Source organism: Myceligenerans pegani, assembly GCF_014892515.1.
In the GTDB taxonomy this organism is placed as follows: Bacteria; Actinomycetota; Actinomycetes; order Actinomycetales; family Cellulomonadaceae; genus Myceligenerans; species Myceligenerans pegani.
This window is the reverse complement of the sequence record NZ_JADBGR010000096.1, coordinates 127994-150924: the sequence shown is the minus strand read 5'-3', so window position 1 is coordinate 150924 and position 22931 is coordinate 127994. Positions and strand designations below refer to the sequence as shown.

The window sequence follows — 22931 nt, the reverse complement described above, 5'->3', positions numbered from 1 at the left end:
AACCCTATTGGTTCCCACGGATGCAGAGTGGTTGCCATGGGTACAGAGTTCCCACGCCTCTGCGTTCCCACGGCCCCGCGTTCCGACGGAGCAGCCGACCCGGCGCCGGGAAGCCGTTCGCTAGGGGGAGGCGGCTTCCCGACACCGGGCCGGGTCCGGGACCGGAGCGTGGCGGGGCGTCTGGGCCCGCCACGCTCCGGCGGTTCCGTGGGTCGGTCAGGCGTGCGTCTCCTCCCGCTCGGAGGGGTAGCGGATCTGCTCCACCATCTCCTGGACCTCCTCGGACGGCGGCCGGGTCGCCAGCGAGACCACGACCGTCACGACCAGGTTGACCACGGCGCCGATGGTGCCGATGCCCTCCGGGCTGATGCCCAGAATGTGCGGGTTCGCACTGGTCCCGAACACCTCGAGCGTGTAGATCATGTAGGTCGCGGTGAACGCGAGGCCGGCGATCATGCCGGACACCGCGCCGGTGGCGTTCGCTCGTTTCCAGAAGACGCCGAGCACGAGGATCGGGAAGAACGTCGATGCCGCCAACCCGAAGGCGAAGGCGACCACCTGGGCCACGAACGCCGGCGGGTTGATGCCGAAGTAGATCGCCACGAGCACGGCCAGGCCCATCGCGATCCGGCTCACACCGAGCCGCCGTGCCTCCGAGGCGTGGTGGTCCACGTACCGGAAGTACAGGTCGTGCGACACCGACGAGGAGATGACCAGCAGCAGCCCGGCCGCGGTCGACATCGCCGCGGCGAGCCCGCCGGCCGCCACGAGCCCGACGATCGGCGCGGGCAGGCCCGCGATCTCCGGGCTGGCGAGCACCAGGATGTCGTTGTTCACGAGCAGGTCGGCGTCGCCCGCCGCGAACACGGCGGCGTTGTTCGTGACCGAGTTGACCGTCTCCGAGGTCTCGGAGACCGACACCAGGCCCGTGGCCTGCCAGTTCTGCACCCATTGCGGGAGCGCGTCGACCGCCTGGCCCTGCACGCCGTCGAGCAGGTTGAACTTCGTGAAGGCGCCGACGGCCGGGGCCGTCGTGTACAACAGGGCGATGAAGACCAGCGCCCACAGCGCCGACCAGCGCGACCCCCGCACCGACTTGGTGGTGTAGAAGCGGATGATCACGTGCGGCAGGCCCGCCGTACCGATCATCAGCGCCATCGTCACGAGGAACACGTCGATCTGCGGGCGTGCGGTGAACGCCTGCGTGTACTGGTCGAGCCCGAACTCGGCCTGGAGCTCGTTGAGCTCGGCAAGGATCTGGCCGAACGACACCTGCGGGATCGGGATGCCGGTCATGGTGTTGGCCACGGCCCAGGCCGGGATCAGGTAGGCGACGATGAGCACCGTGTACTGGGCCACCTGGGTCCAGGTGATGCCCTTCATGCCGCCGAACACGGCGTAGGTGAAGATGACCGCCGCCGCGATGGCGACGCCGCCGGCCTGCGGGATCTCCAGGAACCGCGCGAACACGATGCCGCCGCCGGCCATCTGCCCCACCACGTAGGTGAAGGACACGATGATCGCGACCACGGCGGCCACGGACCGCACGGTCTCGCTGAACCGGTCGCCGACGAACTCCGGGACCGTGAACTTGCCCCACTTGCGCAGGTACGGCGCGAGCAGGAGGGCCAGCAGCACGTAACCGCCCGTCCAGCCCATCAGGTAGATGGAGCCGTCCGAGCCGAGGAACGCGATGAGTCCCGCCATCGAGATGAACGACGCCGCGGACATCCAGTCCGCCGCGACGGCGGCACCGTTGGCGACCGCCGGCACGTTCTGCTCGGCGACGAAGAAGCCCTTCGTCTCGCGCACCCGGCTGCGCCACGCGATGTAGATGTAGACGCCGAAGCTGAGCGCGACGAAGACGAGCGCCCAGACCTGTGTCTCGCTCATGTCAGCCCCCCGTCGTGGTTGCGCTCGTGCACGCCGTACTCACGGTCGAGCCGGTCCATGCGCACGGCGTAGACGAGGATCAGCACGATGAAGGTGTAGATCGATCCCTGCTGGGCGAACCAGAAGCCGAGCGGGAAGCCGGCGATCACGACCTGGTTGAGCTGCTCCACGAAGATGATCCCGCAACCGAAGGAGACGGCGAACCAGACGATCAGCAGCACGACCATGAGCCGCAGATTCTTGCGCCAGTACTCCTTCCGCCACCCGTTGCCCTCGCCGCCGGCGGGCGGCGGGCCGCCCTCCGGCGTCACGACGTCGTCGGACATGTTGCGCTCCTTTGCGTCTCGGTCCGGCAGTGCCGGAAGGACCCGCCCGCACCCACCGGTGTGGCCCGGGTCACATGGTTCCCACGATGAGCCAAGTACCCCGGTCCTCCGGCCTGCAAGGGGCAGGGTGCCCGACGGCGGTCGTGGTCCCGCGAGCGGTCGCGTGCGGCAGGCCAGCGGGTCGATCGGGCCGGCGGGAACCACTCGCGGGACCGGACCGACCGTTCGCGGTCCCGGCGCCCCCGCTCGCACGCCCGGTCGCGCACGCCGGCCGGCCGGGTCGCGGCGCGAGCGCGCCGTTGCTCTACGATCGAGAGCATGTCCTCGACGTCGAGCGCATCCCGGCCCACCGCGCGCCGACGGATCCTCCATCCCGGCAGCACGATGATGATCGTCGGCGCGCTCTGCGTCCTCATCGGCTCGCTGCTCCCCTGGGTCCGCACCGCTGCGGGCAACCTGCCCGGCTACGGCGGGGCGGGGGTCCTGACGGCGGCCCTCGCGATGCTGCTCTTCTCCGGCGCCGTGATCCCCCACCGGATCTCCGCGATCGTGCACTGCGTCGTGGTGGGCCTGCCGGTGGCGGTCATCGTGGCCTGGCAGTCGGTGCGCCTCGGCCACACCGTCGCGACCACCGACGCCTGGTGGCACGTGTGGGCCGGGGAGGGACTGGTCCTGGTCGGCGCGGGCGCCGTCGTCGTCCTCGCCACCGCCTGGCGCCTGTACCGCAACCCGTTCTGACCCCGGTCGACAGGCACACACCCCGCCCCGCCCGCGACCGCGCCAGACTGAACCCCATGGACGACGCCGATACCCGCCCTGCCGATACCCGTCTCGACGTGGAGGAGCACGACACCCCCGCGGAGGTCGACGCCGCCTTCCGCACCCTGCGCAGGGTCGCGGTCTGGCACTTCGTCCTCTTCCTCGCCGCCGTGCTCGGCGTGCCCGCGCTGTCCCTCACCCTCGGCTGGTGGTCCGGCGCACGCATCGACGGCGGGATGAGTCCCGGGTTCGCCATGGCGGCGTTCGGGCTCTACGTGTTCTTCCTCGCCGTCGGGCTGGCCGCGGCCACGCTCTCGTCCGCCGTCGAGGCCCGCATGCTCGGCGGCGCGCACGACGAGGGCGACGACCGCCCCGAGCCCCAGGACACACCGTGACCGCGGCCGGCGCCACCGCCCTGGTGACCCTGGTCACCACGCTCGTGCTCGTCGCCTGGCTGGTGCGCCCGCGCGGCGCCTCCACCGTCGACTTCTACCTGGCGGGCCAGCGCGTCGGGGTGGCGACCAACGCCCTGGCCATCTGCGGCGACTACTTCTCCGCGGCGTCGTTCCTGGGCGTGGCGGCCGCGGTGTACGTGTCCGGCCTGGACGGCGTCTGGTACGCGGTCGGCTTCGCGGCGGGGTTCGTGCCCGTGCTGCTGTTCGTCGCCGCGCCGCTGCGCCGGTTCGGCGAGTTCTCGATCCCCGACTTCCTGGGCCGGCGCCTCGGGTCGGAACGGGTCCGACTGGTGTCGGTCGGCGTGGTGCAGGTGGTCATCCTGAGCTACCTCATCCCGCAGTCCGTCGGCAGCGGCATCACGTGGCAGCTGCTCGTCGGCCGCGGCCTGCCCGGCCTCGACCCGTACGGCACGGGCGTCCTGCTGTCCACGATGTTCGTCGCCGCGCTGGTCGCGTTCGGCGGGATGCGCGGCACCACGTGGACGCAGGCCGTGCAGTTCCTCGTGCTGCTCGGCGCGCTGGTGTGGCTCGCCCTGGCCGTCATCGGCTCCGGGTTCCGCTATCCCGAGGCCGTCTCCGACCTCTCGGCGACCCCGCTGGCCAACCCCGTGCCCGGCCCGGAGGGCTGGGAGCTGCGGGCAGAGACCGACCAGCTCGACCCCGGCACCGCGGCGACCTTCGGCGAACCCGGAGCCGCCTACGGCCCGCTCGCCCAGTTCGCGCTCATCCTCACCCTCGTCATGGGCACGGCCGGGCTGCCGCACGTGATGAACCGGTACTTCACCAGCCCGACGGGCACCGCCGCGCGCATGACGACGGTGTGGGTGCTGGGGCTCGCGGGCCTGTTCTACGCGCTGGCCGTGATGCTCGGCACCGCGGCCCGGCAGAAGATCGCCGACGCCGCCGACGACCACGCCTGGCTCGCCGCCCTCACCACCGACGGCGTGCTGCGCGTGCCCGAGCACGCGCTGCCGGTCCTCGGCCGGCTGTACGGCGGCGACATCGGGCTCGCGGTCATCGCGGCCGGCGCGCTGGTCGCGGTGATGTCCACGATCGCGGGCCTGCTGCTCGCCGCCGCCGCGTCCTGGGGGCACGACGTGTACGAGCGGCACATCAACCCGCGCGCCACCCAGCGCCAGGCGGTGTGGGCCGGCCGGGCGAGCACCGCCGTCGTCGCGCTCACCGCCGCCGGGATGGCGATGGTCATGCAGCCGGACAGCCTCGCGCCGTCCGTCCCGTCCATCGTCGCCGCGATGGTGACGTGGGCCTTCGCCATCGCCGGCTCGGCGCTGACACCGGTGTTCGTGCTGGCCATCTGGTGGCGCGGCACGACGGCGGCCGGTGCGGTCGCCGGGATGCTGACCGGCGGCCTGGCCTCGATCGGCATGTTCGTGCTGGGCGTGCTGCCGGTCGGGCCCGGGATCGGCGAGATGCTGATGACGCCCACGCTGGTGGCCGCGCCGCTGGCCGCCGCCGTCTGCGCGCTCGTGTCGCGGGTGACCCGGCCGCCGTCGGACGTCGACCGCCAGTGGCTGATCATGCACGGCACCGCGGCCGACCGGCAGGCGGAACGCCTGGCACACCTCACGATCCACGGCCCCGGCCGGAGCAGGCGACGCCAGGGCGGCACGATCCACGGAGAAGGTACTGCCCTGGCGGAACGACAGCGCCGGACATCGCGAGGACCGCAGAAGGGGGACTGAGAATGCGTTCGGGGAGCGTGCTGCTCGCAGGGGGGATCGCGGTGACCTGGGTGGTGGTGTACCTGGTCACGCAGGTGATCGTGGATCCGCCGCTCGGAGTGGGGACCACCGTCGTGGCCGGCGCGGTGGCGAGCATCGCCGTCGTCCTCGGGTACCCGTCGGCGCTGCGGGGGCCGCGCTCGGCCACCGCGCTGCGGCGCGGACCCGAACCCCGCCGGGGCACCCGCAGCATCGTGGCGGGCCGCACCATGCCCCTGAGGTCGGGCCTGACCGCCGACGCCGCGCGTCGCACCGCGGACCTGCTCCGCCCGCTGCTCGGCGGCGACGCCGTGGCGATCACCGACACCGAGCGCATCCTGGCGTTCGTCGGGCCGGGCGAGGACCACCACCGGGCCGGCGGGCCGGTGCGGGCGTCCGTGACGCTCAAGGCGATCGCCTCCGGACGCACCGCCACGTCGCGCAGCACGGCGGAACTCGGCTGCGGGGAACCGGACTGCCCGCTGGCGGGCGCCGTCGCCGCGCCCCTCATGGTCGCCGACCGCGTCGTGGGGGCGCTCGTCGTGCTCCGCACGGGCCCGGAGCCCGCCGGGCGCGGGCAGGTCGAGGACATGGCGGGCATCCTGTCGCTGCACCTCGAGCTCGCCGAGGCCGACCGCGAGCGCGAGCTCGCCGCGGACGCCCGCCTGCACGCGCTGCGCGCGCAGATCAACCCGCACTTCCTGTTCAACGTGCTGAACACGATCGCGTCGAAGTCCCGCACCGACCCGGAGGAGGCACGGGCCCTGCTGCTGCGGCTGAGCGACTTCTTCCGGTACGCGGTGCGGCAGGACGGCCAGCTGGCGGAGTTCGCGCAGGAGTACTTCTTCGTGCGGACCTACCTGACACTCGAGCAGGCGCGGTTCGGCGACCGGCTGCGGGTGCGGTACGACATCGATCCGCAGGTGCTCACGGCCCACGTCCCGGTGCTGACGATCCAGCCCCTGGTGGAGAACGCGGTGAAGCACGGGCTGGCCGACAAGGTGGACGGCGGCACGGTGACGCTCCGGGCGCGGGTGGACCCGCTGACCCGCACCACGTCGATCCGGGTGTCCGACGACGGCGTCGGGATGGCGCCCGAGGTCCTGGAGCGTCTGGACGGCCCGCACCTGACCGCGATCCCCGACGGCGGCCGCAAGGGGAAGGCCGGCGGAGGCGAGCGCGACCGCGCGCGCGACCACGAACCGGGCGACGGCGACGGGACGGACGGCGGCCGCGCCCACCATCTCCACACGGGCGTCGGTCTGCGGAACATCTCGCAGCGCCTCACGAGCCTGTTCGGGGAGCGCTTCTCCCTGGACGTCCGCTCCACGCCGCACGAGGGCACCGTCGTGGATCTCCGGGTCCCACTGCGCTGAGTCCACGCCGCACGGCTGGACCGGCTCCGCTCCCGCCCGCCCGCGCCTCCCGCTGCGCTGAGCCCCGCCGCCGGCGGAGCCCACATCCCACTACGCTGAGGCCGTGCGCGACGACGACACCCGCCCGCGTGCGCTGATCGTCGACGACGAGGCGCCCGCGCGAGCCGAGCTGCGGTATCTCCTGGAGGAGCTGGGCGACGTGCAGGTCGTGGGCGAGGCGGCGAACGGCAACGAGGCCCTGCAACTCCTGGAGTCGATCCCGTACGACCTCGTGCTGCTCGACATCCGGATGCCGGGCACGAGCGGTCTCGACGTCGCGGCCGCCGCGCGGAGGCTGCCGCATCCGCCGCGGATCGTGTTCACCACCGCCCACCCGGACCACGCGGTCGAGGCGTTCGACCTGGAGGCCGCGGACTACCTGGTCAAACCTTTCGACGCCGCCCGGCTGGCCCGCGCCGTCGAGCGGGCACTGACCCAGCCCGGCTCGGACGACGGCGCGGGCGGGGGCACCGGCGGCGACGCGCCGGGCGGCCGGGGCACGTCGTCGGGCGCCGAACAGGGCTCCGAGCCCGGCCTGCCGCGGCCCCTGGCGAAGGTACCGGTGCAGAAGGACGGCCGGACGGTGCTGGTGGACCAGCGCGCGATCGTGTACGCGAGCGCCGCGCGCGGCTACTCGTACCTGAAACTGGCCGACGAGCGGTTCCTCGTCACCTTCTCGCTGAACGAGCTCGAGCGTCGGCTGCGCGGGCACTTCTTCCGCACGCACCGCTCGTACCTCGTGAACCTCGACCACGTGCGGGAGCTGGTGCCGGACTTCAAAGGCGCCCTGGCCTGCGTGATGAACGACCGGCAGCGCAGCCGGGTGGAGGTGTCGCGGCGCCAGGCGGCCGAGCTGCGCCGGCGCCTGGGCGCATAGGAAGTTTCATCCCCCTTGTATTGACCTGCACAAATGGGCAGTATGACCTTCATGTCCCAGGCCATTCCCCCCATGCTCAGGATGCTCAACCTGCTCACCCTGCCGGGGGCGCGCAGCCGCAAGGACCCCGGCGCCGCCTTCGACAAGCTGGTGGCGCAGGCGGAGCGCGGGTACCGGCCGCTCGGCGCGGAGGACCTCGCCGCCGTCGAACCGCTGCGGCTGCTCCTGCGGGCACACGCGGCGAATCCCGGCCTGAGTCCCTTCGGCTGGGCGACCGTGCAGGAGGCGATCCGGAACCGGCTCCGGAACCGCGTGATCATCCGGGACGTCCAGGCGCGGCATCCCGAGGTGAGGGAGCAGCCGGTCGTGGCACCGGTGTTCGTGACCGGTCTGCCGCGCACGGGGACCACGTTCACGTACAACCTGATCGCCCGTTCGCCGGGTAATCGCGGTCCGCTGCTGTGGGAGATGCTCAACCTCGGCCTGCCGGTCGAGGACCCGGCGGAACGCGCCCGGATCGCCGAGCGCACCGCCAAGCGGATCTCGTTCGTCGACCGGCTCAGCCCGGACTGGTCGCAGATCCACCCGTTGATCGCGACCAGCGAGGAGGAGGACTTCTTCCTGCGCGACCACTCCGAGCTGCACACCACGGCGTCCGCCGTGCCCGAGTACCGCCGGTACCTGGCCGGGGCGGACCTCACCGACGACTACCTCCTGCTGCGCGAGGCGCTGCAGGTGATGTCGTTCGGGCAGGAGCCGCCCCGGTGGGTCCTGAAGCACCCCGGGAACCTGTGGCGGATGCCCGAGATCCTGCGCGCGTTCCCGGACGCGCAGGTCGTGTGGACGCACCGGGCGCCCGGAAAGGCGCTGGCGTCGGGCTGCTCCATGTCCGAGTCGATGCGGAACATGCACTACAAGCCCGGCGCGGTCGACCTCGAGGCGATCGGCGCCGAGTGGCTGACGATGCTGTCGGAGGGCGTGGACCGCGCCCTCGCGCAACGCGAGCAGCTCGACGAGGGCGTGCTGGTGGACGTCTCGTACAACGACCTGGTCGAGGAGCCGGTCAAGGTGATGCGCGGCGTGTTCGACCACCTCGGCATGACGTGGACCGAGGCCGACGACGCCAATCTCGCGACGGCGCAGGACCGGCCCCACCACAAGGGCCACAAGTACACCCTGGAGCGCTACGGCCTGGACGAGCTCCAGGTGGCGGCGGCCTTCGCGGGCTACAAGATTCCGTCCGCCCTCTCGTAGACCCACGCCGGCCTCCCCCGAGGCAGGAGGCGTGCCGCCGGCGGTACTGCCCTCTCCTGAGCGTCAGCTCGTGCGAACCTCAGCTCGTGCTCAGCGCCCGCACGACCAGCGGGGCCAGGGCGCGGAACGCCTTGCCGCGGTGGCTGATGGCGTTCTTCTCCTCCGGGGTCAGCTCGGCCGCGGTCCGGGTGCCCGGGGTGCCGTCGTCCGCCGCGGGCTGTTCCGCGGGGACCAGGATCGGGTCGTAGCCGAAGCCGTTGGTGCCGCGGGGAGCCAGCGTCAGGACGCCGCGCATCTCGCCCGTGCGGACCTCCTCGGTGCCGCCCGGCGTGACGAGGGCCGCCGCGCAGACGAACCCGGCGCCGCGGTGCTCGGGGCGGACGTCGGCGAGCTGGGCGAGGAGCAGGTCCAGGTTGGCCTGGTCGTCGCCGTGCCGGCCCGCCCAGCGGGCGGAGAAGATGCCGGGCGACCCGCCGAGCACGTCCACGGCGAGTCCCGAGTCGTCGGCGACGGCGGGCAGGCCGGTCGCCGCGCACACCGCACGCGCCTTGATGAGGGCGTTCGCCGCGAACGTCACGCCGTCCTCGACCGGCTCGGGCGCGCCGATCCCGCCGGACGTGACAAGGGCGCCGTCAGGCAGGTCCACGCCGGAGGCGCCGAGGATCGCGCGCAGTTCCACGAGCTTCTTACGGTTGTGGGTGGCGATGACCAGGCGCGCCTCGTCCGGGACGCGAACCGCCGGGTTCGCGGGCGCGCCGCCCTGGGTCTCCGTCCGGTCCGTCACTTCGCCTCCTGTTTCCGCGCACCGCGCCTGAGCACCGTCACCATCCCGCGCCAGCCCAGCATCGTGACGCCCAGGAACGCCGCCGTCACGAGCAGGAACGAGATCTCGGACGAGCCGCCCGTGGCGACCCGCAGGATCATCCCGCCCACCACCGTGGTGAACCAGACCCCGACCCCGACCGGCCAGATCCGGGCCGGATCGTGCCAGGCACGTGTCCAGGCCCAGCCGACGGCCGCTCCCACGGCGAACGGCCAGACGACCCGCCCGAGCTCGAGCACGAGCGTGTCGTGCGCTCTCATCCCCGCGATGGCGAACACGAGGACGGCGACGGCATCGGCGACGATCCCCGGGGCGACGGGGATCCGGCCCGCGCCGGGCCGCCCCGCGTCGTCGGCCGTCGTCATCCGCCCAGCTCCCGGGCGAGCGCCTCCTCCTGGAGCCGCGTCAGCTCGGCGGTGCCCGCCACGGCCAGATCCAGCAGGGCGTCGAGCTCGGACCGGTCGAACGGCGCGTGCTCGGCCGTGCCCTGCACCTCGATGAACTTGCCACCGCCGGTGACCACGACGTTCATGTCGGTCTCCGCGCGCACGTCCTCCTCGTACGGGAGGTCGAGCATGGGCGTGCCGTCGATGATGCCCACGGACACGGCGGCCACGGAGTCGGTCAGCACGGGCTTGCCGCGCGAGGTGATGTGGCCGTGCCGCTGCCCCCAGGCGACGGCGTCGGCCAGGGCCACGTAGGCGCCGGTGATCGCGGCGGTGCGGGTGCCGCCGTCGGCCTGGAGCACGTCGCAGTCCAGCACGATCGAGTTCTCGCCGAGCGCGGACATGTCGACCACGGCCCGCAGGGACCGCCCCACCAGCCGCGAGATCTCGTGCGTCCGGCCGCCGATCCTGCCCTTGACGGACTCGCGGCTCCCGCGTGTGTTCGTGGACCGCGGCAGCATCGCGTACTCGGCCGTCACCCAGCCCTCACCGGAGCCCTTGCGCCAGCGCGGCACGCCCTCCTCGAACGACGCCGCGCACAGCACCCGCGTGCGGCCGAACTCGACGAGCACGGAGCCCTCGGCGTGGTCGAGCCAGCCGCGGGTGATCCTCACGGGGCGGAGCTGGTCGGTGGCGCGCCCGTCGGCACGCGTGATGTCGGAGGTACTGATAGTCACGCCAGAAGCCTACGCGGCTCGACGCATCGACCACGAGCTTCGCCGCACGAGCACGAGGTTCTGCCGCGTCGCGCGGGACGGCGTGCCGCCAGGCTCATGGTCGTCGTCATCACACTGTGTACGTCGCTCCCGGCTGAGCCAGCCTGACGTCGCCGTCGTACTCGTCGCGTGCCTCCGCGAGGGTGATGGCGGGCTCGTTCCACACCGGCAGGTGCGTCAGCAGGAGCCTCCTGGCCCCCGACTCGTGGGCGATCCGCCCGGCCCGCCTGCCCGTCAGATGGATGCCCGGCTCGACGTGGTCGTCCCGCCCCTCGACGAACGCCGCCTCGCTGAGCAGGAGGTCGACGTCGCGGGACAGCGCCACCACGCCCTGGCAGTAGTCGGTGTCGCCGGTGTACGCGATCACCGCGCGCTCGTCCGGCCGCAGCGTGCTCGGCCCGGTCACCCGGACGCCCCACGCCTCGTCCGGGTGGAACACCCGGTACGGCTCCAGGGTCAGCGGCCCGACCTGCACGGGCACGCCCTCCCGCCAGGACCGGAAGTCGTAGTCCGCGTCCATCGTCTCGCCGTCGCTCAGCCCGTAGGACCGCGCGGCCTGCACCGCCGTTGTCGACGGGGACCACACCGGCAGGTGCTTTCCCTTGCCGGTGCGGGCCGACCCGTGCTCCGGGTGGTACCGCAGGTAGACGTACAGGCCCGAGAGGTCGGCGCAGTGGTCGGGGTGCAGGTGGGAGATGGCCACGGCGTCGACGTCGAACGGGTCGACGGCGCGCTGCAGCGCGCCGAAGGCACCGTTGCCGAGGTCCATGACGACGGTCCAGTCCCGTGCCTCGTACCCGGCCGCGGCGGCCTCCGCCGCGGAGACCTGCACGAGGTACGACGACGCCGGCGAGCCCGGCCCCGGCCCGGAACCCGAGACCCCGAGAGTGATCAGGCGCATCAGACGGCCTCCATGCGGGAGACCTCGGGTCCGAGGAAGCGGTGCGCGAGCGGCTGGACGTCGTCCGGCGCACCGGTGGTGAGGAACGCGTGCACGGGCGGGCCCGCCTCGGGGCTCCGCTCCAGGTCGTGCGCCACGAGCTTGCGGTACACGTCCTTGGCGGTCTCGTCCGCGCTGGAGACGAGCGTGACGCCCTCGCCCATCACGTAGCTGATCGGCCCGGTGAGCAGGGGGTAGTGCGTGCAGCCCAGCACCAGGGTGTCGACGCCGGCCTCCTTCATGGGATCCAGGTACTCGTGGGCGTACTTCAGGACGTCCTCGCCCGAGGTCTGCCCCTCCTCGACCAGGCGCACGAACTCCGGGCACGCCTGGGTGACGATCTCCAGCCCGGGGGTGACGTGGAACGCGTCGTCGTAGGCCAGGGACTCGATGGTCGCCCGGGTGCCGATGACGCCGATGCGGCCGGTGCGGCTGGTGCGCACCGCCGCGCGCGCCGCGGGGAGGATGACCTCGACCACGGGGATGCCGTGGCGCAGCGTGTACCGCTCGCGGGCATCGCGCAGCGCGACCGACGACGCCGTGTTGCACGCGATGACCAGCATCTTCACGCCGTCGGACACGAGCCGGTCCATGACGTCGAGCGCCATGGCACGGATCGCGCCGAGGGGCTTGGGGCCGTACGGGGTGTTCGCGTTGTCGCCGAGGTACCGGACCTGCTCGTTGGGTAGCTGGTCCAGGATGGCGCGCGCGACGGTGAGGCCGCCGAGGCCGGAGTCGAAGATGCCGATGGGCGCGTCGTTCACGGGTGCGATGCTAATCGCGCGAATGTGTCCGATCCGTTACCCGGGCCACGCGTCGTGGGTGATGCCTGCCACGTTCGGCGACGCCGGAAGGCCGCGCGGGTGCACGCCACCCTTCAGTTGTCCTCGGAGCGGCTCTCCGGAGGGCGGGGCCGGCCGCGCAGATCCGCGATCATGACCTCCATCAGGGTCTCCAGCGCGAAGCCCGCCGCGACGAACACCCCGGACCAGAACCGCCGCGCGGCGCGCCCGTCGGCGGCGACCGGGATCTCCCGGCCCATCTGCTGGTCCCACATCACCTGGTCGGTCAGCGCGTTGACGTCGTCGTCCGACTCCAGGCCGAGGCGCTGGGCGATGACCAGGCGCATGTCCGTGAGCGCTCCCGCGACGGCGTCGGCGGACTCGCGCGACACGCGCACGGGCGGGGGCGCCCCGTGGCGCCCGAGCGTCTGCCACGGCGCCTTCTCCGGCTCGGGATCGTCCTCGGACGCCGGCGGCTCCAGGAGGTCCGCGAACGCCTCCAGGCGCTCGGCCTTCTCCCGGGCCAGGTCGTTCTGCGTCAGGCGGCGGAACTCCCCCGCGACGGCGTCGTCGTCCTTGCTCGCGTCGGGCAGGAGGCGCCGGACCGCTGGATCCTGGGGCGTGGGCCCGACCGACGAGATCCCCGTCAGCTTCGCGAGGTCGCCGTCCGTGATCTCGTCCGGGGCGAGCAGTCCCTTGTTCCACACACGCGTCGTGCTGCCCGTGTGGGGCGTGGGCACGTCGTTCGGATCGGGTTCGGGCGCGGCGGCGGGCAGGCCCGTCTCGTCGCGGACCATCGCGGCGACGTCGCGCGCCACCCGGGCGAGCACGGCGCGCTCGACAGGATCCATCCGCGACTCGTAACCACGTCGCATGGCGCGGAACGGCGTCATGCCGCTCCCTGCGCGCCGCCGGACTCCTGCAGCGTCGCCCACAATCCGAATCCGTGCATGGCCTGCACGTCCACCTCCATGCGTTCGCGTCCACCGCTGGACACGACCGCCTTGCCGTCGTTGTGCACCCGCATCATCAGCGTGTGTGCCTTCGCCTGGGGATAGCCGAAATAGCTCTCGAAGACGTACGTCACGTACGACATGAGGTTGACGGGATCGTTCCACACGATCGTCACCCACGGATCGGCGGGCTCACGGGCCGCGTCCTGCTCGGTCTCCTGCTGGGTGGCCGTCCCGGCTGAGACTGTTGCCGCGGGCGCGGACAGGGGCATCTGCGCAGCGGAGGAAGTCACCCCCCTACCTTAGCGATCTCAGGGGGTCGGAATCACATCTCCGACCACTGGATTCATAGGCATTCACCTGCGCCTGGCCGGCCGGGTGAATATCAAAGATAGTTTCCCACGACCGTGGCCGGTTTCCAGCGGCCCGACGTCGCGATGTCCAGCACGCGATCCGTCGTCAGGCCGTCGGCGCCGTGCTCCAGCAGCCCGCGGCGGGCGACCTCGCGGAGGTCTGCACCCGTCGCGCCGTCGAGGAACGAGGCGACCAGGCCGGCGTCGACGCCGGTGCCCGGGGGCAGGTACAGCCGGAGGATCGCCTCGCGGCCCGCGGCGTCCGGCGGCGGGACTTCCAGGATGGTGTCGAACCTGCCCGGGCGCTTGACCGCCGGGTCGAGCGCGCCCGGGTCGTTCGTCGTGGCCACGGTGAGGACGTCGTCGGTGGCGCGGGCGCCGTCGAGGGCGTCGAGGAACTCGCCGAAGCTGGTGGTGCCGCGGCTCTCCTTGCCGCCCACCGAGTCGATCTCCTCCAGGACCACGAGGCACGGCCCGAGCGTGCGGACCTCCTCGTAGAGCTCGGTCATCCACGTGCGCAGCACGTCGGCGGTGACCAGCACGACGGTGACGGTGCCGACGAGCTCCGTGGCCAGCACCCGCGCCAGCTTCGTCTTGCCGACTCCCGGCGGCCCGGCCAGCAGCAGGCCGCGGGACGTCGAGTGGCCGAGCGCGCGGAGCGTGTCGCGGCGTGTGGTCACCCCGGCGCAGAACAGCCCGATCTCGTGCCAGATCTCGTCCGGCAGGATCAGGTCGGAGCGCTCCTGGGGCGTCGGCGTGACGGGCCGGATCGTGAGCCGGCCCGTGCCGTTCGCCTGGAGGGTGCGGCCCCGGTACGGGTGGTCGGCGGCGAGGTCGTCGCTCAGGGCGTCGAGGGCGCGCTCCGCGACGTCGCGCCGGCCGGGCAGCGCGCGGGCCGTGAGGAACGGGTCGCCGAACTGGTAGCCGGTCTCGATCGCGACCGGGTGCTCGTCGCGGGTGCCCGCGGGGAAGAGCACGGTCGCGGCCGTCGGAACCGTGACGGCGACGCCCGACCCGAGATCGAGCCGGGACAGCTGCGGGGCACGGCGGTCGGGGCCGCGCTGGGTGACGACGTCGGCGTGCTCCGCGATCCACCGCCCGAGCACGAAGCCGTACAGGAGGTGCAGGACCGGGGAGACGGGACGGGAGACGGTCTCGAGCGAGGCCTCGGGCACGCCCCAGGTGCGGGCGAGCCATTCGGAGGCGTCGCGGGGCTCCGTCGTGCGCTCGGGAACGGGCTGCCCGAGCAGGGCGGCGATCCCGGCGACGGCGGCACGGGCCGCGGCGTCGTGCTGGCCGAGGTCCGGCCAGACGGGGGCGTCGGCGGCGGGGGCGTCGGTCGTGGAAGGGCCCGGCGTCGAAGAGCCCGGCGTCGAAGAGCCCGGCGTCGAAGAGCCCGGCGTCGAAGAGCCCGGCGTCGAAGAGCCCGGCGTCGAAGAGCCGGGCGTGGAGGCGGCGGTGTGGCTGGTGCTCTCGTGCAGGGTGTTCCTCTCGTCGCGTGCGGTCACGGCCTCTGTCTACCAGGTGAGCTATACGAGGTAAAGGGAAATGGGCGGCGCCGCGCGCCGGCCACGGAGACGTCTCCTCCGTGTCCTTGTCGGTGTCGCGCAGTAGAATTCCGGATCATGAGCGATCCCCTCGACAGCCCGCCCGACGATCCCCGCACCAGCGGTTCCACGAGCGTCCTCGAGCGCGAGGAGACCCGTGAGGAGGCGCAGCCGGGGGACCACGAGCGCTTCGCCCACTACGTGCGCAAGGACAAGATCATGGGGTCGGCCCTGTCCGGCCGGCCGGTGATCGCGTTGTGCGGCAAGGTCTGGGTCCCGGGCCGGGACCCGAGCAAGTTCCCGGTGTGCCCGGTGTGCAAGGAGATCTACGAGGGCCTGCGCGACCCGCAGGACGGCGGCGGTTCCGGCAAGGGTGGTTCGGGCAAGGGCGGTTCCGGCAAGGGTGGCGACGGTCCGGCCGGGGGCGGTCCCGGCAGGTGACCAACACGCCGCAGCTCCCGCGCACACCGTCGTCTGCGGCCGCCTCGCACCTGAGCCCCGCCTTCCCGCGCCGTGCCCCCTGGGGTACGGCGTCGAACCTGCGTGCCTGGCAGGCCGAGGCGCTGGAGCTCTACCGCGAACGGTCACCCCGCGACTTCCTGGCCGTCGCCACGCCCGGCGCCGGCAAGACCACCTTCGCCCTGCGCGTCGCCACCGAGCTCCTCGAGGCCGGCGTGGTGCGCCGGGTCACCGTCGTCGCGCCGACGGAGCACCTCAAGCACCAGTGGGCCGACGCCGCGGCGCGGGTCGGCATCCGGATCGACCCCAGCTTCACCAATGCCCAGGGCCGGCACGGCGCGCACTACGACGGGGTCGCGCTCACCTACGCCCAGGTCGCGGCCAATCCCGCGCTGCACCGCGCACGCACGGAGGCGGCCCGCACCCTGGTGGTCCTCGACGAGGTGCACCACGGTGGGGACGCCCTGAGCTGGGGCGACGCCGTCCGCGAGGCGTTCGAGGAGGCCACGCGCCGCCTGGCGCTGACCGGAACGCCGTTCCGCAGCGACACGTCGCCGATCCCGTTCGTCACCTACGCGGAGGACCGCGACGGCATCCGCCGATCCCAGGCCGACTACACCTACGGCTACGGTGACGCGCTGCGCGACCACGTCGTGCGGCCGGTGCTGTTCCTGACCTACTCCGGCGACATGCGGTGGCGTACCCGTGCCGGCGACGAGGTCTCGGCCCGGCTCGGCGAGGCCATGACCAAGGACATGACCGCCCAGGCGTGGCGCACCGCCCTGGACCCGGAGGGCCAGTGGATCCCGTCGGTGCTGCGCGCCGCGGACAAGCGCCTCACCGAGGTGCGCCGCACCGTTCCCGACGCGGGCGGCCTCGTCATCGCCACCGACCAGAGCACCGCGCGCGCGTACGCGAAGCACCTGACGGAGATCTCGGGACAGCGCCCCACCGTGGTGCTGTCCGACGACGCGGGTGCCTCCGGCCGCATCGAGGAGTTCACCGCGTCCGACGACCGCTGGATGGTTGCCGTGCGCATGGTGTCCGAGGGCGTGGACGTCCCCCGGCTCGCCGTCGGCGTGTACGCGACGTCGACGTCGACCCCGCTGTTCTTCGCCCAGGCCGTCGGGCGGTTCGTGCGCGCCCGGACGCGCGGCGAGACCGCGTCGGTCTTCCTGCCGTCCGTCGCGCCGCTCCTGGAGCTCGCCGGCGGGCTCGAGGTGGAGCGGGACCACGCGCTGGACCGGCCCACCACCGCCGAGGAGCAGGGGATCGAGTACGACCCCGAGGCCGGCCTGCTCGCCGAGGCGAACCGCGAGGAGAAGGCGTCCGGCGAGCTCACGCAGGGCACCTTCGAGGCGCTGGACGCCCAGGCGTCGTTCGACCGCGTCCTGTTCGACGGCGGCGAGTTCGGCACGGGCGCGGACGTCGGCTCCGCGGAGGAGCTCGACTTCCTCGGCCTGCCCGGCCTGCTGGAGCCGGACCAGGTCACCACGCTGCTGCGGCAGCGGCAGGCGGACCAGGCCAAGGCGCGCGGCGCCCGGGCCGCGCAGGCCGCGCAAGGGCTCACGGAGCGCGAGCAGGCGGCCGAGCGGGCCGAGCACGAGCACCGCCGGGCGGGCGAGCTGCGCAAGGAGCTGTCCAAGCTCGTGGGCGCCTGGGCCAAGCGGTCCGGCGAGCCGCACGGCGTCATCCACACCCGCCTGCGCCGCGAGTGCGGCGGCCCCGAGGTGCCGCTGGCGACGGCCGCGCAGCTCGAGGAGCGGGTGGCGAAGGTGCGGCGCTGGTTCGTCGGCGCACGCTGACGCAAGCTTTCCCCTCCACGTGATGTTTCCGACACGGTCAGATCGTGAGACGAGAGCGTAAAGTCGGCGCTTTCGGCCTGCCCGCGCCGCTCGGCTGCCATACCGTTGACCGCATGACCAGCGAGCCCCGGGGCACTGGCGCCCCGCTCAGCGACTGGCCTGCCCTGCACCTTGTCGAGCCGGCGCCGCCGTCGGCCCCCGCACCGGGCCAGGGCCTGCCGAGAGACCTTCCCGCGGACCTGCCCGCCGCCCCGCGACCCGCGGCGCGGCCGTCGGTCGCGCTGCTCACCGACCGGTACGAGCTGACGATGCTCCAGGCGGCCCTCGCGGACGGCACGGCGAACCGGCACTGCGTGTTCGAGGTGTTCACGCGCCGGCTCCCGGCCGGGCGCCGGTACGGCGTGCTCGCCGGTACCGGCCGTGTGCTGGAAGCGCTTGCGCACTTCCGGTTCGGCGACGACGAGCTGGCGTACCTGGAACGCGAACGCGTCGTGGACGCCCGGACGCTCGACTACCTCGCCGGATATCGTTTCACCGGCACGATCCAGGGGTACGCCGAGGGCGAGATGTTCTTCCCCGGCTCGCCCGTGCTCCAGGTCGAGGGCACGTTCGCCGAGGCGGTCCTGCTCGAGACGCTGGTGCTGTCGATCCTCAACTACGACTCGGCGGTCGCGTCGGCGGCGTCGCGCATGACCAGCGCGGCGGTCGACCGGCCCGTGCTGGAGATGGGTTCGCGGCGGGCCCACGAGCAGGCCGCCATCGCCGCCTCACGTGCCGCCGTCGTGGCCGGCTTCGCGGGCACGTCGAACCTCGAGGCCGGGATGCGCTACGGCCTGGACACGATCGGCACGGCCGCGCACGCGTTCACGCTCCTGCACGACGACGAGATCTCCGCGTTCCGCTCGCAGGTCGAGGCGTTCGGGCCGGGCACCACCCTGCTGGTCGACACCTACGACGTGCTGCGGGGTGTGGAGCGCGCCGTCGAGGTGGCGGGCACGGGGCTCGGCGCGGTGCGGCTCGATTCCGGCGATCTCGGCGGTCTCGCGGTCGAGGTGCGCGCGCGGCTCGACGAACTGGGCGCGCGCGACACGAAGATCGTGGTCACCTCGGACCTCGACGAGTACTCGATCGCGGCCCTCGCGGCCGTGCCGGTGGACGTGTACGGCGTCGGGACGCGGCTCGTGACCGGGTCCGGGGCGCCGACCTGCGGGATGGTGTACAAGCTCGTCGCGCGGGAGAACTCGGCGGGCCGGCTGGAGCCGGTGGAGAAGTCGTCGCCGGGCAAGGCATCCGTCGGGGGCCGCAAGGCGGCCGGGCGGCGGTACGGGCCGGACGGCCGCGCGACCGAGGAGCTTCTCGTCACGGGGCCGGACGAGCTGGTCACGGCCTGGACCCCCGACAACCGGGACGTCCGCCCGCTGCACGCCCCGCTGGTCGTGGAGGGCGCGGTGGACTCACGCTGGGTGGGGGCGTACGGCGTGGAGAACGCGGTCCGCACCCACGCGAACGCGCGGGCGGAACTCCCCCGCGGCGCCCGGCGCCTCTCCTCGGGCGATCCGGCCCTCCCGACGACGGCCCTGACCCTGACGGACTGACCAGCTCCGCCCAGGCGTCCCCCGGCTACAGAGCCTGCCAGTCCGGCTTCTCCGCGTACGTCTGGCGGTAGTAGTCGGCCAGCTGGAGGCGGCTCGCCGCGGCGTCGTCGACCAGGACGCTGGCGTGCGGGTGCATCTGCATGATCGTCGCCGGCCACATGGCCGAGATCGGGCCCTCCACGAGCTGGTGCACGGCCTCCGCCTTCGCCCGCCCCGTGGCGAGCAGCAGCAGGTGCTTCGCCGACATGATCGTCGCCAGCCCCTGGGTCAGGCAGTGCCGCGGGACGTCGTCGACCGCGCCGCCGAAGAACCGCGCGTTGTCCTCACGGGTCTGCCGCGTCAGCGTCTTGATCCGCGTGCGCGAGGCCAGCGACGATCCCGGCTCGTTGAAGGCGATGTGCCCGTCGGTGCCGATGCCGAGGAGCTGCAGGTCCACCCCGCCGGTCGCGGCGATGGCGGCCTCGTAGTCGGCGCAGGCGCGTTCCAGGTCCTCGGCGTTCCCGTCCGGGCCCCGCACGGCGCCGGGCGCGAAGTCGACGCGCGAGGCGATCTCCCGTTCGATGACGTTCCGGTACCGCTCGGGGTGGTCGTCGGGCAGGCCGACGTACTCGTCCAGCATGAACGCCCGGGCGTGCGCGAAGGACAGCCCGGCCTCGTGCCGCCGGACCAGCTCGTCGTACACCTTCAGCGGGCTCGATCCGGTGGCCAGCCCCAGCACGCTCCGTGGCCGCGCGGTGAGCAGCACCTCGATCGCGTCGGCCGCCAGCCGCGCGAGCTCGTCGGCCGGTGCGATCACGACCTCCATGTCATCGTCCCCTCGTCTTGGTGCCCGCCAGGGCCGGCGCGGGCGCCGCGCCATCGACCTTCGCCGGCAGCTCCGCCCGCTCGTCCCGCCGACCCAGCACCGCGGCGCCGACGGCGGCGACCGGCACGTCCGACGGTGCCAGCGTGACACGTTCGGGCAGGCCGAGCGATGCGAGGAAGGGTGACACCTCCGCCTGTTCCCGCAGCGAGTCGCGCACGACGTCGAGCAGCGGCCGGCCGAGCTGGGCGACGCCGCCACCGAGCACCACGTAGTGCACGTCGACCGTGAGCACGAGCATGCGCACGGCCGCCGCAACCGCGTCCGCGAACCGCTTCCGCACGCGGATCGCGTCGGCGTTCCCGGCGTCGGCCGCCTCGAAGAGCTCGACGGGCGAGGGCTTCCCGTGCCGTGAGGGCCACGCGGTGGCCAGCGCCGTCCCGGACACGAAGGTCTCGATGCAGCCGCGCTGCCCGCAGGAGCACTCGGGGCCCGCGGGGTCGACGGGCACGTGCCCGATCTCCCCGGCGGCGCCGCTCACGCCGCGGCGCAGGCGGCCGTCCATGACGAGGCCGGACGCGACGCCCGTGCCGAGCGCGAGGAACGCGAGGTCCTCGTGGTACGCGGACGCCGGCACCCCGGGCGCCAGAACCGCACCCGCACCGCCGTCGGACACCGTGAGGTCGTCGTGGCACGAGGCTGCCTGCGCGCCCTCCCGCTCCAGCACGTGCGCGGCGCCGACCGCGGCGACGTTGAGGTCGTTCTCGACGACGACGGGGACGCCGCCGAGCGCGGCGGACAGCCGCTCGGCGAGCGGCAGCTCGTCCCGGACGCCGAGATTGACGGCGTGCTTCACGGTGCCCGCCGCCGCGTCGACGATGCCGGGTATGCCCAGTCCGATGCCACCCACGGCGGACAGGTCCAGCCCGGCGGCCGCCACGACGTCGCGGGTGGCGCGGGCGGCGGACCGGACGACGCCCTCGGGCCCGAGCTCGGTGGCCAGGCGGGTGGTGGCGACGAGGCCGCCGCCGGCGTCCAGGAGCGCGCCGAGGATCTTGGTTCCGCCGATGTCCAGGCCGACGGTGTGCGCCGCCGCACCGGACCGGTTGGTGCTCGTGTTCGTCATCAGCCTTTCACCGCGCCGGCGACCAGGCCACCGGACATCCGGCCCTGGACGATGAGGAAGAAGATCACGGCCGGGATCGCCACGAGGACCGCGGCGGCCATGACCGCGCCCCAGTTGGTGGCCTGCGTGACCAGGACGAAGGTGCGCAGCCAGAGGGTCAGGGTCATCGTGTCCGGGCGCTGCATGATGACCAGCGCGAGGACGAAGTCGTTCCACGCGTTGATGAACGCGAAGATGCCCGTGGCGACGAGACCGGGCGCGAGCAGGGGGAACGTGACGCGCCAGAACGCCCCGGCCGGCGAGCAGCCGTCGACCATGGCCGCCTCCTCCAGCTCCTTCGGCACACCCGCGACGAAGCCGCGCAGCGTCCAGATGGTGAAGGGCAGCACACCCGCCACGTAGACCGCGGAGAGGCCGATGATCGTGTTGATCAGCGCCCAGCCGTCGATGATCCGGTAGAGGGAGATGATCATCGCCTCGCCCGGGATCATCTGGATGACGAGGATGAGGATGATGAAGGTGCGCCGCCCCTTGAAGGTGAACCGGGTCAGCGCGATCGACGCGACGAAGCCGATCACGAGGCACACCACGAGGGTGAGGAACGTGGTGCTCAGGGAGTTCATCACCGCGGGGGCGAAGGGCGCGCGCTCCTCGCTGAACATCGCGGAGCGGTAGTTGTCCAGCGTGAAGACGTCCGGCGTCGGGAAGAACGAGATCTCCTCGCCGCGGATCCGGTTGTTCGGCAGGAAGGACGTGTTCAGCATCCAGTAGACGGGGAACACGAACAGCGCGAAGACGACGATCGCGACCAGCCCCCAGCCGGCGTCCTTCGCACGCCGGACGGGTGACCGGCGCACCCCGGGGGTAGCGCTCCCGGACCTTCGCGGCGGGGCCGCGCGCCCCGCCTCGACCGACCGCACCTGGCTCACAGTTCCTCCTCCTTGATGGTGCGGCGCACGTAGTAGACGGACAGCAGGAGCATGATCGCCACGAAGACGAACGCGATGGCGCTGGCCATCCCGAAGTGCCCCTGCCCCATGCCCATCTGGTAGATGTACACGCCGATGGTGTTGGTCTTCTCGCGGTCGCCGCCGATGTCCTGCAGCGCGTAGACCTGGGGGAAGACCTTGAGGTCCCAGATCATCGAGAGCACGACGAGCACCGTGACGATGGTGCGCACGTACGGCAGCATGACGAGCCGGAACCGGGCGAAGGGGCCCGCGCCGTCGAGCTGGGCGGCCTCCAGCACCTCCCCCGGGATCTGCGACAGACCCGCGTACATGGTGAACGCGACGAACGGGATGGCGCCCCAGACGATGATGAAGGTGAGGATCGTGAAGAAGCCGAGCGGGTCGAGCAGCCAGGAGTGGCCGAACCAGCGGTCCCCCGTGATCCGCGTGAGCAGGTTGTTCACGAGGCCGTACTCGGTGTCGAAGATCCAGCCCCAGATCGTCGTCGAGCTCAGGGGCGGCATGGACCACGCGAGCAGCAGGCCGACGGAGACCAGGAGCCGCATCTTCCGGCCGAGCCGCATCATGAGCAGGGCGACGAGGGTGCCGAGCACCATCGTCAGCGTCACGGCGACGACCATGAACACGATGCTGCGCCCGAGCACCTCCCAGAAGCCGCTGTCGGTGAGGATCGCGACGTAGTTGTCGAGGCCCACCCACTCGGCCGGCATGCCCATGACCTGGGCGCGCTCGTACTCCTGGAAGGACATGACCAGCATCCGCACGACCGGGTAGCCGGTCAGCACGCCGAGGATCAGGATCGACCCGGACAGCAGGAGCCAGGGGACGGTGGGGAAGCGCCGGCGACGCGGACGCGGCGGCGTGGGCGCCGGCGCGGGTGGCGCCGCGGCTTCGGTGGCGAGGGAGCTCATGG

General features: G+C 72.7%; 23 protein-coding genes. 9 read left to right on the top strand and 14 right to left on the bottom strand.

The genetic code is table 11. The features are described from left to right. Positions 1-216: 216 nt before the first annotated feature. On the bottom strand, positions 217-1893 hold the full coding sequence (locus IIE03_RS16045) for a sodium:solute symporter family protein (protein ID WP_192863753.1): 1677 nt from the start codon (positions 1891-1893) through the stop codon (positions 217-219). Continuing rightward, positions 1890-2219: a DUF4212 domain-containing protein gene (locus IIE03_RS16040; protein WP_192863752.1), complete on the bottom strand. Its 330-nt coding sequence runs from the start codon at positions 2217-2219 to the stop codon at positions 1890-1892. Before IIE03_RS16040 ends, IIE03_RS16045 begins: the two co-directional genes overlap by 4 nt. A gap of 318 nt (positions 2220-2537) precedes the next feature. Between IIE03_RS16040 and IIE03_RS16035 the strand changes: the two genes are divergently transcribed. From IIE03_RS16035 to IIE03_RS16010, 6 genes are all read left to right on the top strand, one after another. After that, entirely contained in the window at positions 2538-2957 is a 420-nt protein-coding gene (locus tag IIE03_RS16035; RefSeq protein ID WP_192863751.1) for a hypothetical protein, read from the top strand. A 56-nt stretch (positions 2958-3013) separates the two neighbouring features. Beyond that, entirely contained in the window at positions 3014-3373 is a 360-nt protein-coding gene (locus IIE03_RS16030; protein WP_192863750.1) for an ABC transporter ATP-binding protein, read from the top strand. Beyond that, complete coding sequence (locus IIE03_RS16025; protein ID WP_192863749.1) at positions 3370-5136, top strand: sodium/solute symporter; 1767 nt, start codon at positions 3370-3372, stop codon at positions 5134-5136. Before IIE03_RS16030 ends, IIE03_RS16025 begins: the two co-directional genes overlap by 4 nt. Positions 5137-5138: 2 nt before the next feature. Next, on the top strand, positions 5139-6530 hold the full coding sequence (locus IIE03_RS16020) for a histidine kinase (RefSeq protein WP_192863748.1): 1392 nt from the start codon (positions 5139-5141) through the stop codon (positions 6528-6530). A 103-nt stretch (positions 6531-6633) separates the two neighbouring features. Then, positions 6634-7446 carry a LytR/AlgR family response regulator transcription factor gene (locus tag IIE03_RS16015; protein WP_192863747.1) on the top strand — a complete coding sequence of 271 codons (813 nt, stop codon included), beginning with the start codon at positions 6634-6636 and terminating at the stop codon, positions 7444-7446. Between the two features lie 51 nt (positions 7447-7497). Next, entirely contained in the window at positions 7498-8700 is a 1203-nt protein-coding gene (locus IIE03_RS16010) for a sulfotransferase family protein (protein WP_192863746.1), read from the top strand. 79 nt (positions 8701-8779) lie between these two features. On the opposite strand, the gene rdgB is transcribed toward IIE03_RS16010, so the two are convergent. From rdgB to IIE03_RS26785, 8 genes are all read right to left on the bottom strand, one after another. Continuing rightward, a complete protein-coding gene (gene rdgB, locus IIE03_RS16005) occupies positions 8780-9484 on the bottom strand; it encodes an RdgB/HAM1 family non-canonical purine NTP pyrophosphatase (RefSeq protein WP_192863745.1) in 705 nt (234 codons plus the stop codon). Beyond that, the gene (locus IIE03_RS16000) at positions 9481-9888 is read right to left on the bottom strand and encodes a DUF3054 domain-containing protein (protein ID WP_192863744.1); all 408 of its coding nucleotides are present in this window, start codon (positions 9886-9888) and stop codon (positions 9481-9483) included. Before IIE03_RS16000 ends, rdgB begins: the two co-directional genes overlap by 4 nt. Further along, positions 9885-10646, bottom strand: a complete 762-nt coding sequence (gene rph, locus IIE03_RS15995; protein WP_318843022.1) for a ribonuclease PH — start codon at positions 10644-10646, stop codon at positions 9885-9887. Before rph ends, IIE03_RS16000 begins: the two co-directional genes overlap by 4 nt. 109 nt (positions 10647-10755) lie before the next feature. Further along, a complete protein-coding gene (locus IIE03_RS15990; RefSeq protein WP_192863743.1) occupies positions 10756-11586 on the bottom strand; it encodes an MBL fold metallo-hydrolase in 831 nt (276 codons plus the stop codon). Next, positions 11586-12389: a glutamate racemase gene (gene murI / locus IIE03_RS15985; RefSeq protein ID WP_192863742.1), complete on the bottom strand. Its 804-nt coding sequence runs from the start codon at positions 12387-12389 to the stop codon at positions 11586-11588. The genes IIE03_RS15990 and murI overlap by 1 nt, the downstream gene beginning before the upstream one ends. A 113-nt stretch (positions 12390-12502) precedes the next feature. Beyond that, positions 12503-13258 (bottom strand): DUF2017 family protein, encoded by a 756-nt coding sequence (locus IIE03_RS15980; RefSeq protein ID WP_192863741.1) that lies wholly within the window; start codon positions 13256-13258, stop codon positions 12503-12505. 38 nt (positions 13259-13296) lie between these two features. Beyond that, positions 13297-13632, bottom strand: coding sequence for an ATP-dependent Clp protease adapter ClpS (gene clpS / locus IIE03_RS15975; RefSeq protein WP_192863777.1), 336 nt, complete (start codon positions 13630-13632; stop codon positions 13297-13299). Positions 13633-13745: 113 nt separating this feature from the next. Then, positions 13746-15221 (bottom strand): AAA family ATPase, encoded by a 1476-nt coding sequence (locus IIE03_RS26785; RefSeq protein ID WP_192863740.1) that lies wholly within the window; start codon positions 15219-15221, stop codon positions 13746-13748. A gap of 117 nt (positions 15222-15338) precedes the next feature. On the opposite strand from IIE03_RS26785, the gene IIE03_RS15965 reads away from it, so the two are divergent. The 3 genes from IIE03_RS15965 to IIE03_RS15955 all read left to right on the top strand — a co-directional run bounded on the left by IIE03_RS15965 (position 15339) and on the right by IIE03_RS15955 (position 19119). After that, entirely contained in the window at positions 15339-15701 is a 363-nt protein-coding gene (locus IIE03_RS15965; RefSeq protein WP_192863739.1) for a DUF3039 domain-containing protein, read from the top strand. Further along, positions 15698-17524 carry a DEAD/DEAH box helicase gene (locus tag IIE03_RS15960; protein ID WP_192863738.1) on the top strand — a complete coding sequence of 609 codons (1827 nt, stop codon included), beginning with the start codon at positions 15698-15700 and terminating at the stop codon, positions 17522-17524. The genes IIE03_RS15965 and IIE03_RS15960 overlap by 4 nt, the downstream gene beginning before the upstream one ends. 113 nt (positions 17525-17637) lie before the next feature. Continuing rightward, positions 17638-19119 carry a nicotinate phosphoribosyltransferase gene (locus tag IIE03_RS15955; RefSeq protein ID WP_192863737.1) on the top strand — a complete coding sequence of 494 codons (1482 nt, stop codon included), beginning with the start codon at positions 17638-17640 and terminating at the stop codon, positions 19117-19119. A 25-nt stretch (positions 19120-19144) separates the two neighbouring features. Here the strand turns inward: IIE03_RS15955 and nagB are convergent, their stop codons facing one another. The 4 genes from nagB to IIE03_RS15935 are packed head-to-tail and all read right to left on the bottom strand — an operon-like array spanning position 19145 to position 22929. Continuing rightward, the gene (nagB, locus tag IIE03_RS15950) at positions 19145-19924 is read right to left on the bottom strand and encodes a glucosamine-6-phosphate deaminase (RefSeq protein WP_192863736.1); all 780 of its coding nucleotides are present in this window, start codon (positions 19922-19924) and stop codon (positions 19145-19147) included. Between the two features lies 1 nt (position 19925). Next, on the bottom strand, positions 19926-21047 hold the full coding sequence (locus tag IIE03_RS15945) for an ROK family protein (protein WP_192863735.1): 1122 nt from the start codon (positions 21045-21047) through the stop codon (positions 19926-19928). After that, the gene (locus IIE03_RS15940) at positions 21047-21967 is read right to left on the bottom strand and encodes a carbohydrate ABC transporter permease (protein WP_408632852.1); all 921 of its coding nucleotides are present in this window, start codon (positions 21965-21967) and stop codon (positions 21047-21049) included. The genes IIE03_RS15945 and IIE03_RS15940 overlap by 1 nt, the downstream gene beginning before the upstream one ends. Before the next feature lie 5 nt (positions 21968-21972). Then, entirely contained in the window at positions 21973-22929 is a 957-nt protein-coding gene (locus IIE03_RS15935) for a carbohydrate ABC transporter permease (protein WP_192863734.1), read from the bottom strand. Positions 22930-22931 lie beyond the last annotated feature (2 nt).

Excerpts from the sequence above, each read along its gene's own strand:
- IIE03_RS15945 (WP_192863735.1), bottom strand. The coding sequence starts at position 21,047 with ATGACGAACACGAGCACCAACCGGTCCGGTGCGGCGGCGCACACCGTC.
- IIE03_RS16010 (WP_192863746.1), top strand. The coding sequence starts at position 7,498 with ATGTCCCAGGCCATTCCCCCCATGCTCAGGATGCTCAACCTGCTCACC.
- IIE03_RS16045 (WP_192863753.1), bottom strand. The coding sequence starts at position 1,893 with ATGAGCGAGACACAGGTCTGGGCGCTCGTCTTCGTCGCGCTCAGCTTC.
- IIE03_RS16035 (WP_192863751.1), top strand. The coding sequence starts at position 2,538 with ATGTCCTCGACGTCGAGCGCATCCCGGCCCACCGCGCGCCGACGGATC.
- IIE03_RS15965 (WP_192863739.1), top strand. The coding sequence starts at position 15,339 with ATGAGCGATCCCCTCGACAGCCCGCCCGACGATCCCCGCACCAGCGGT.
- IIE03_RS16000 (WP_192863744.1), bottom strand. The coding sequence starts at position 9,888 with ATGACGACGGCCGACGACGCGGGGCGGCCCGGCGCGGGCCGGATCCCC.
- IIE03_RS15980 (WP_192863741.1), bottom strand. The coding sequence starts at position 13,258 with ATGGATCCTGTCGAGCGCGCCGTGCTCGCCCGGGTGGCGCGCGACGTC.
- IIE03_RS16030 (WP_192863750.1), top strand. The coding sequence starts at position 3,014 with ATGGACGACGCCGATACCCGCCCTGCCGATACCCGTCTCGACGTGGAG.
- IIE03_RS16040 (WP_192863752.1), bottom strand. The coding sequence starts at position 2,219 with ATGTCCGACGACGTCGTGACGCCGGAGGGCGGCCCGCCGCCCGCCGGC.
- IIE03_RS15955 (WP_192863737.1), top strand. The coding sequence starts at position 17,638 with ATGACCAGCGAGCCCCGGGGCACTGGCGCCCCGCTCAGCGACTGGCCT.
- IIE03_RS15990 (WP_192863743.1), bottom strand. The coding sequence starts at position 11,586 with ATGCGCCTGATCACTCTCGGGGTCTCGGGTTCCGGGCCGGGGCCGGGC.
- clpS (WP_192863777.1), bottom strand. The coding sequence starts at position 13,632 with ATGCCCCTGTCCGCGCCCGCGGCAACAGTCTCAGCCGGGACGGCCACC.
- IIE03_RS16020 (WP_192863748.1), top strand. The coding sequence starts at position 5,139 with ATGCGTTCGGGGAGCGTGCTGCTCGCAGGGGGGATCGCGGTGACCTGG.
- IIE03_RS15935 (WP_192863734.1), bottom strand. The coding sequence starts at position 22,929 with ATGAGCTCCCTCGCCACCGAAGCCGCGGCGCCACCCGCGCCGGCGCCC.
- nagB (WP_192863736.1), bottom strand. The coding sequence starts at position 19,924 with ATGGAGGTCGTGATCGCACCGGCCGACGAGCTCGCGCGGCTGGCGGCC.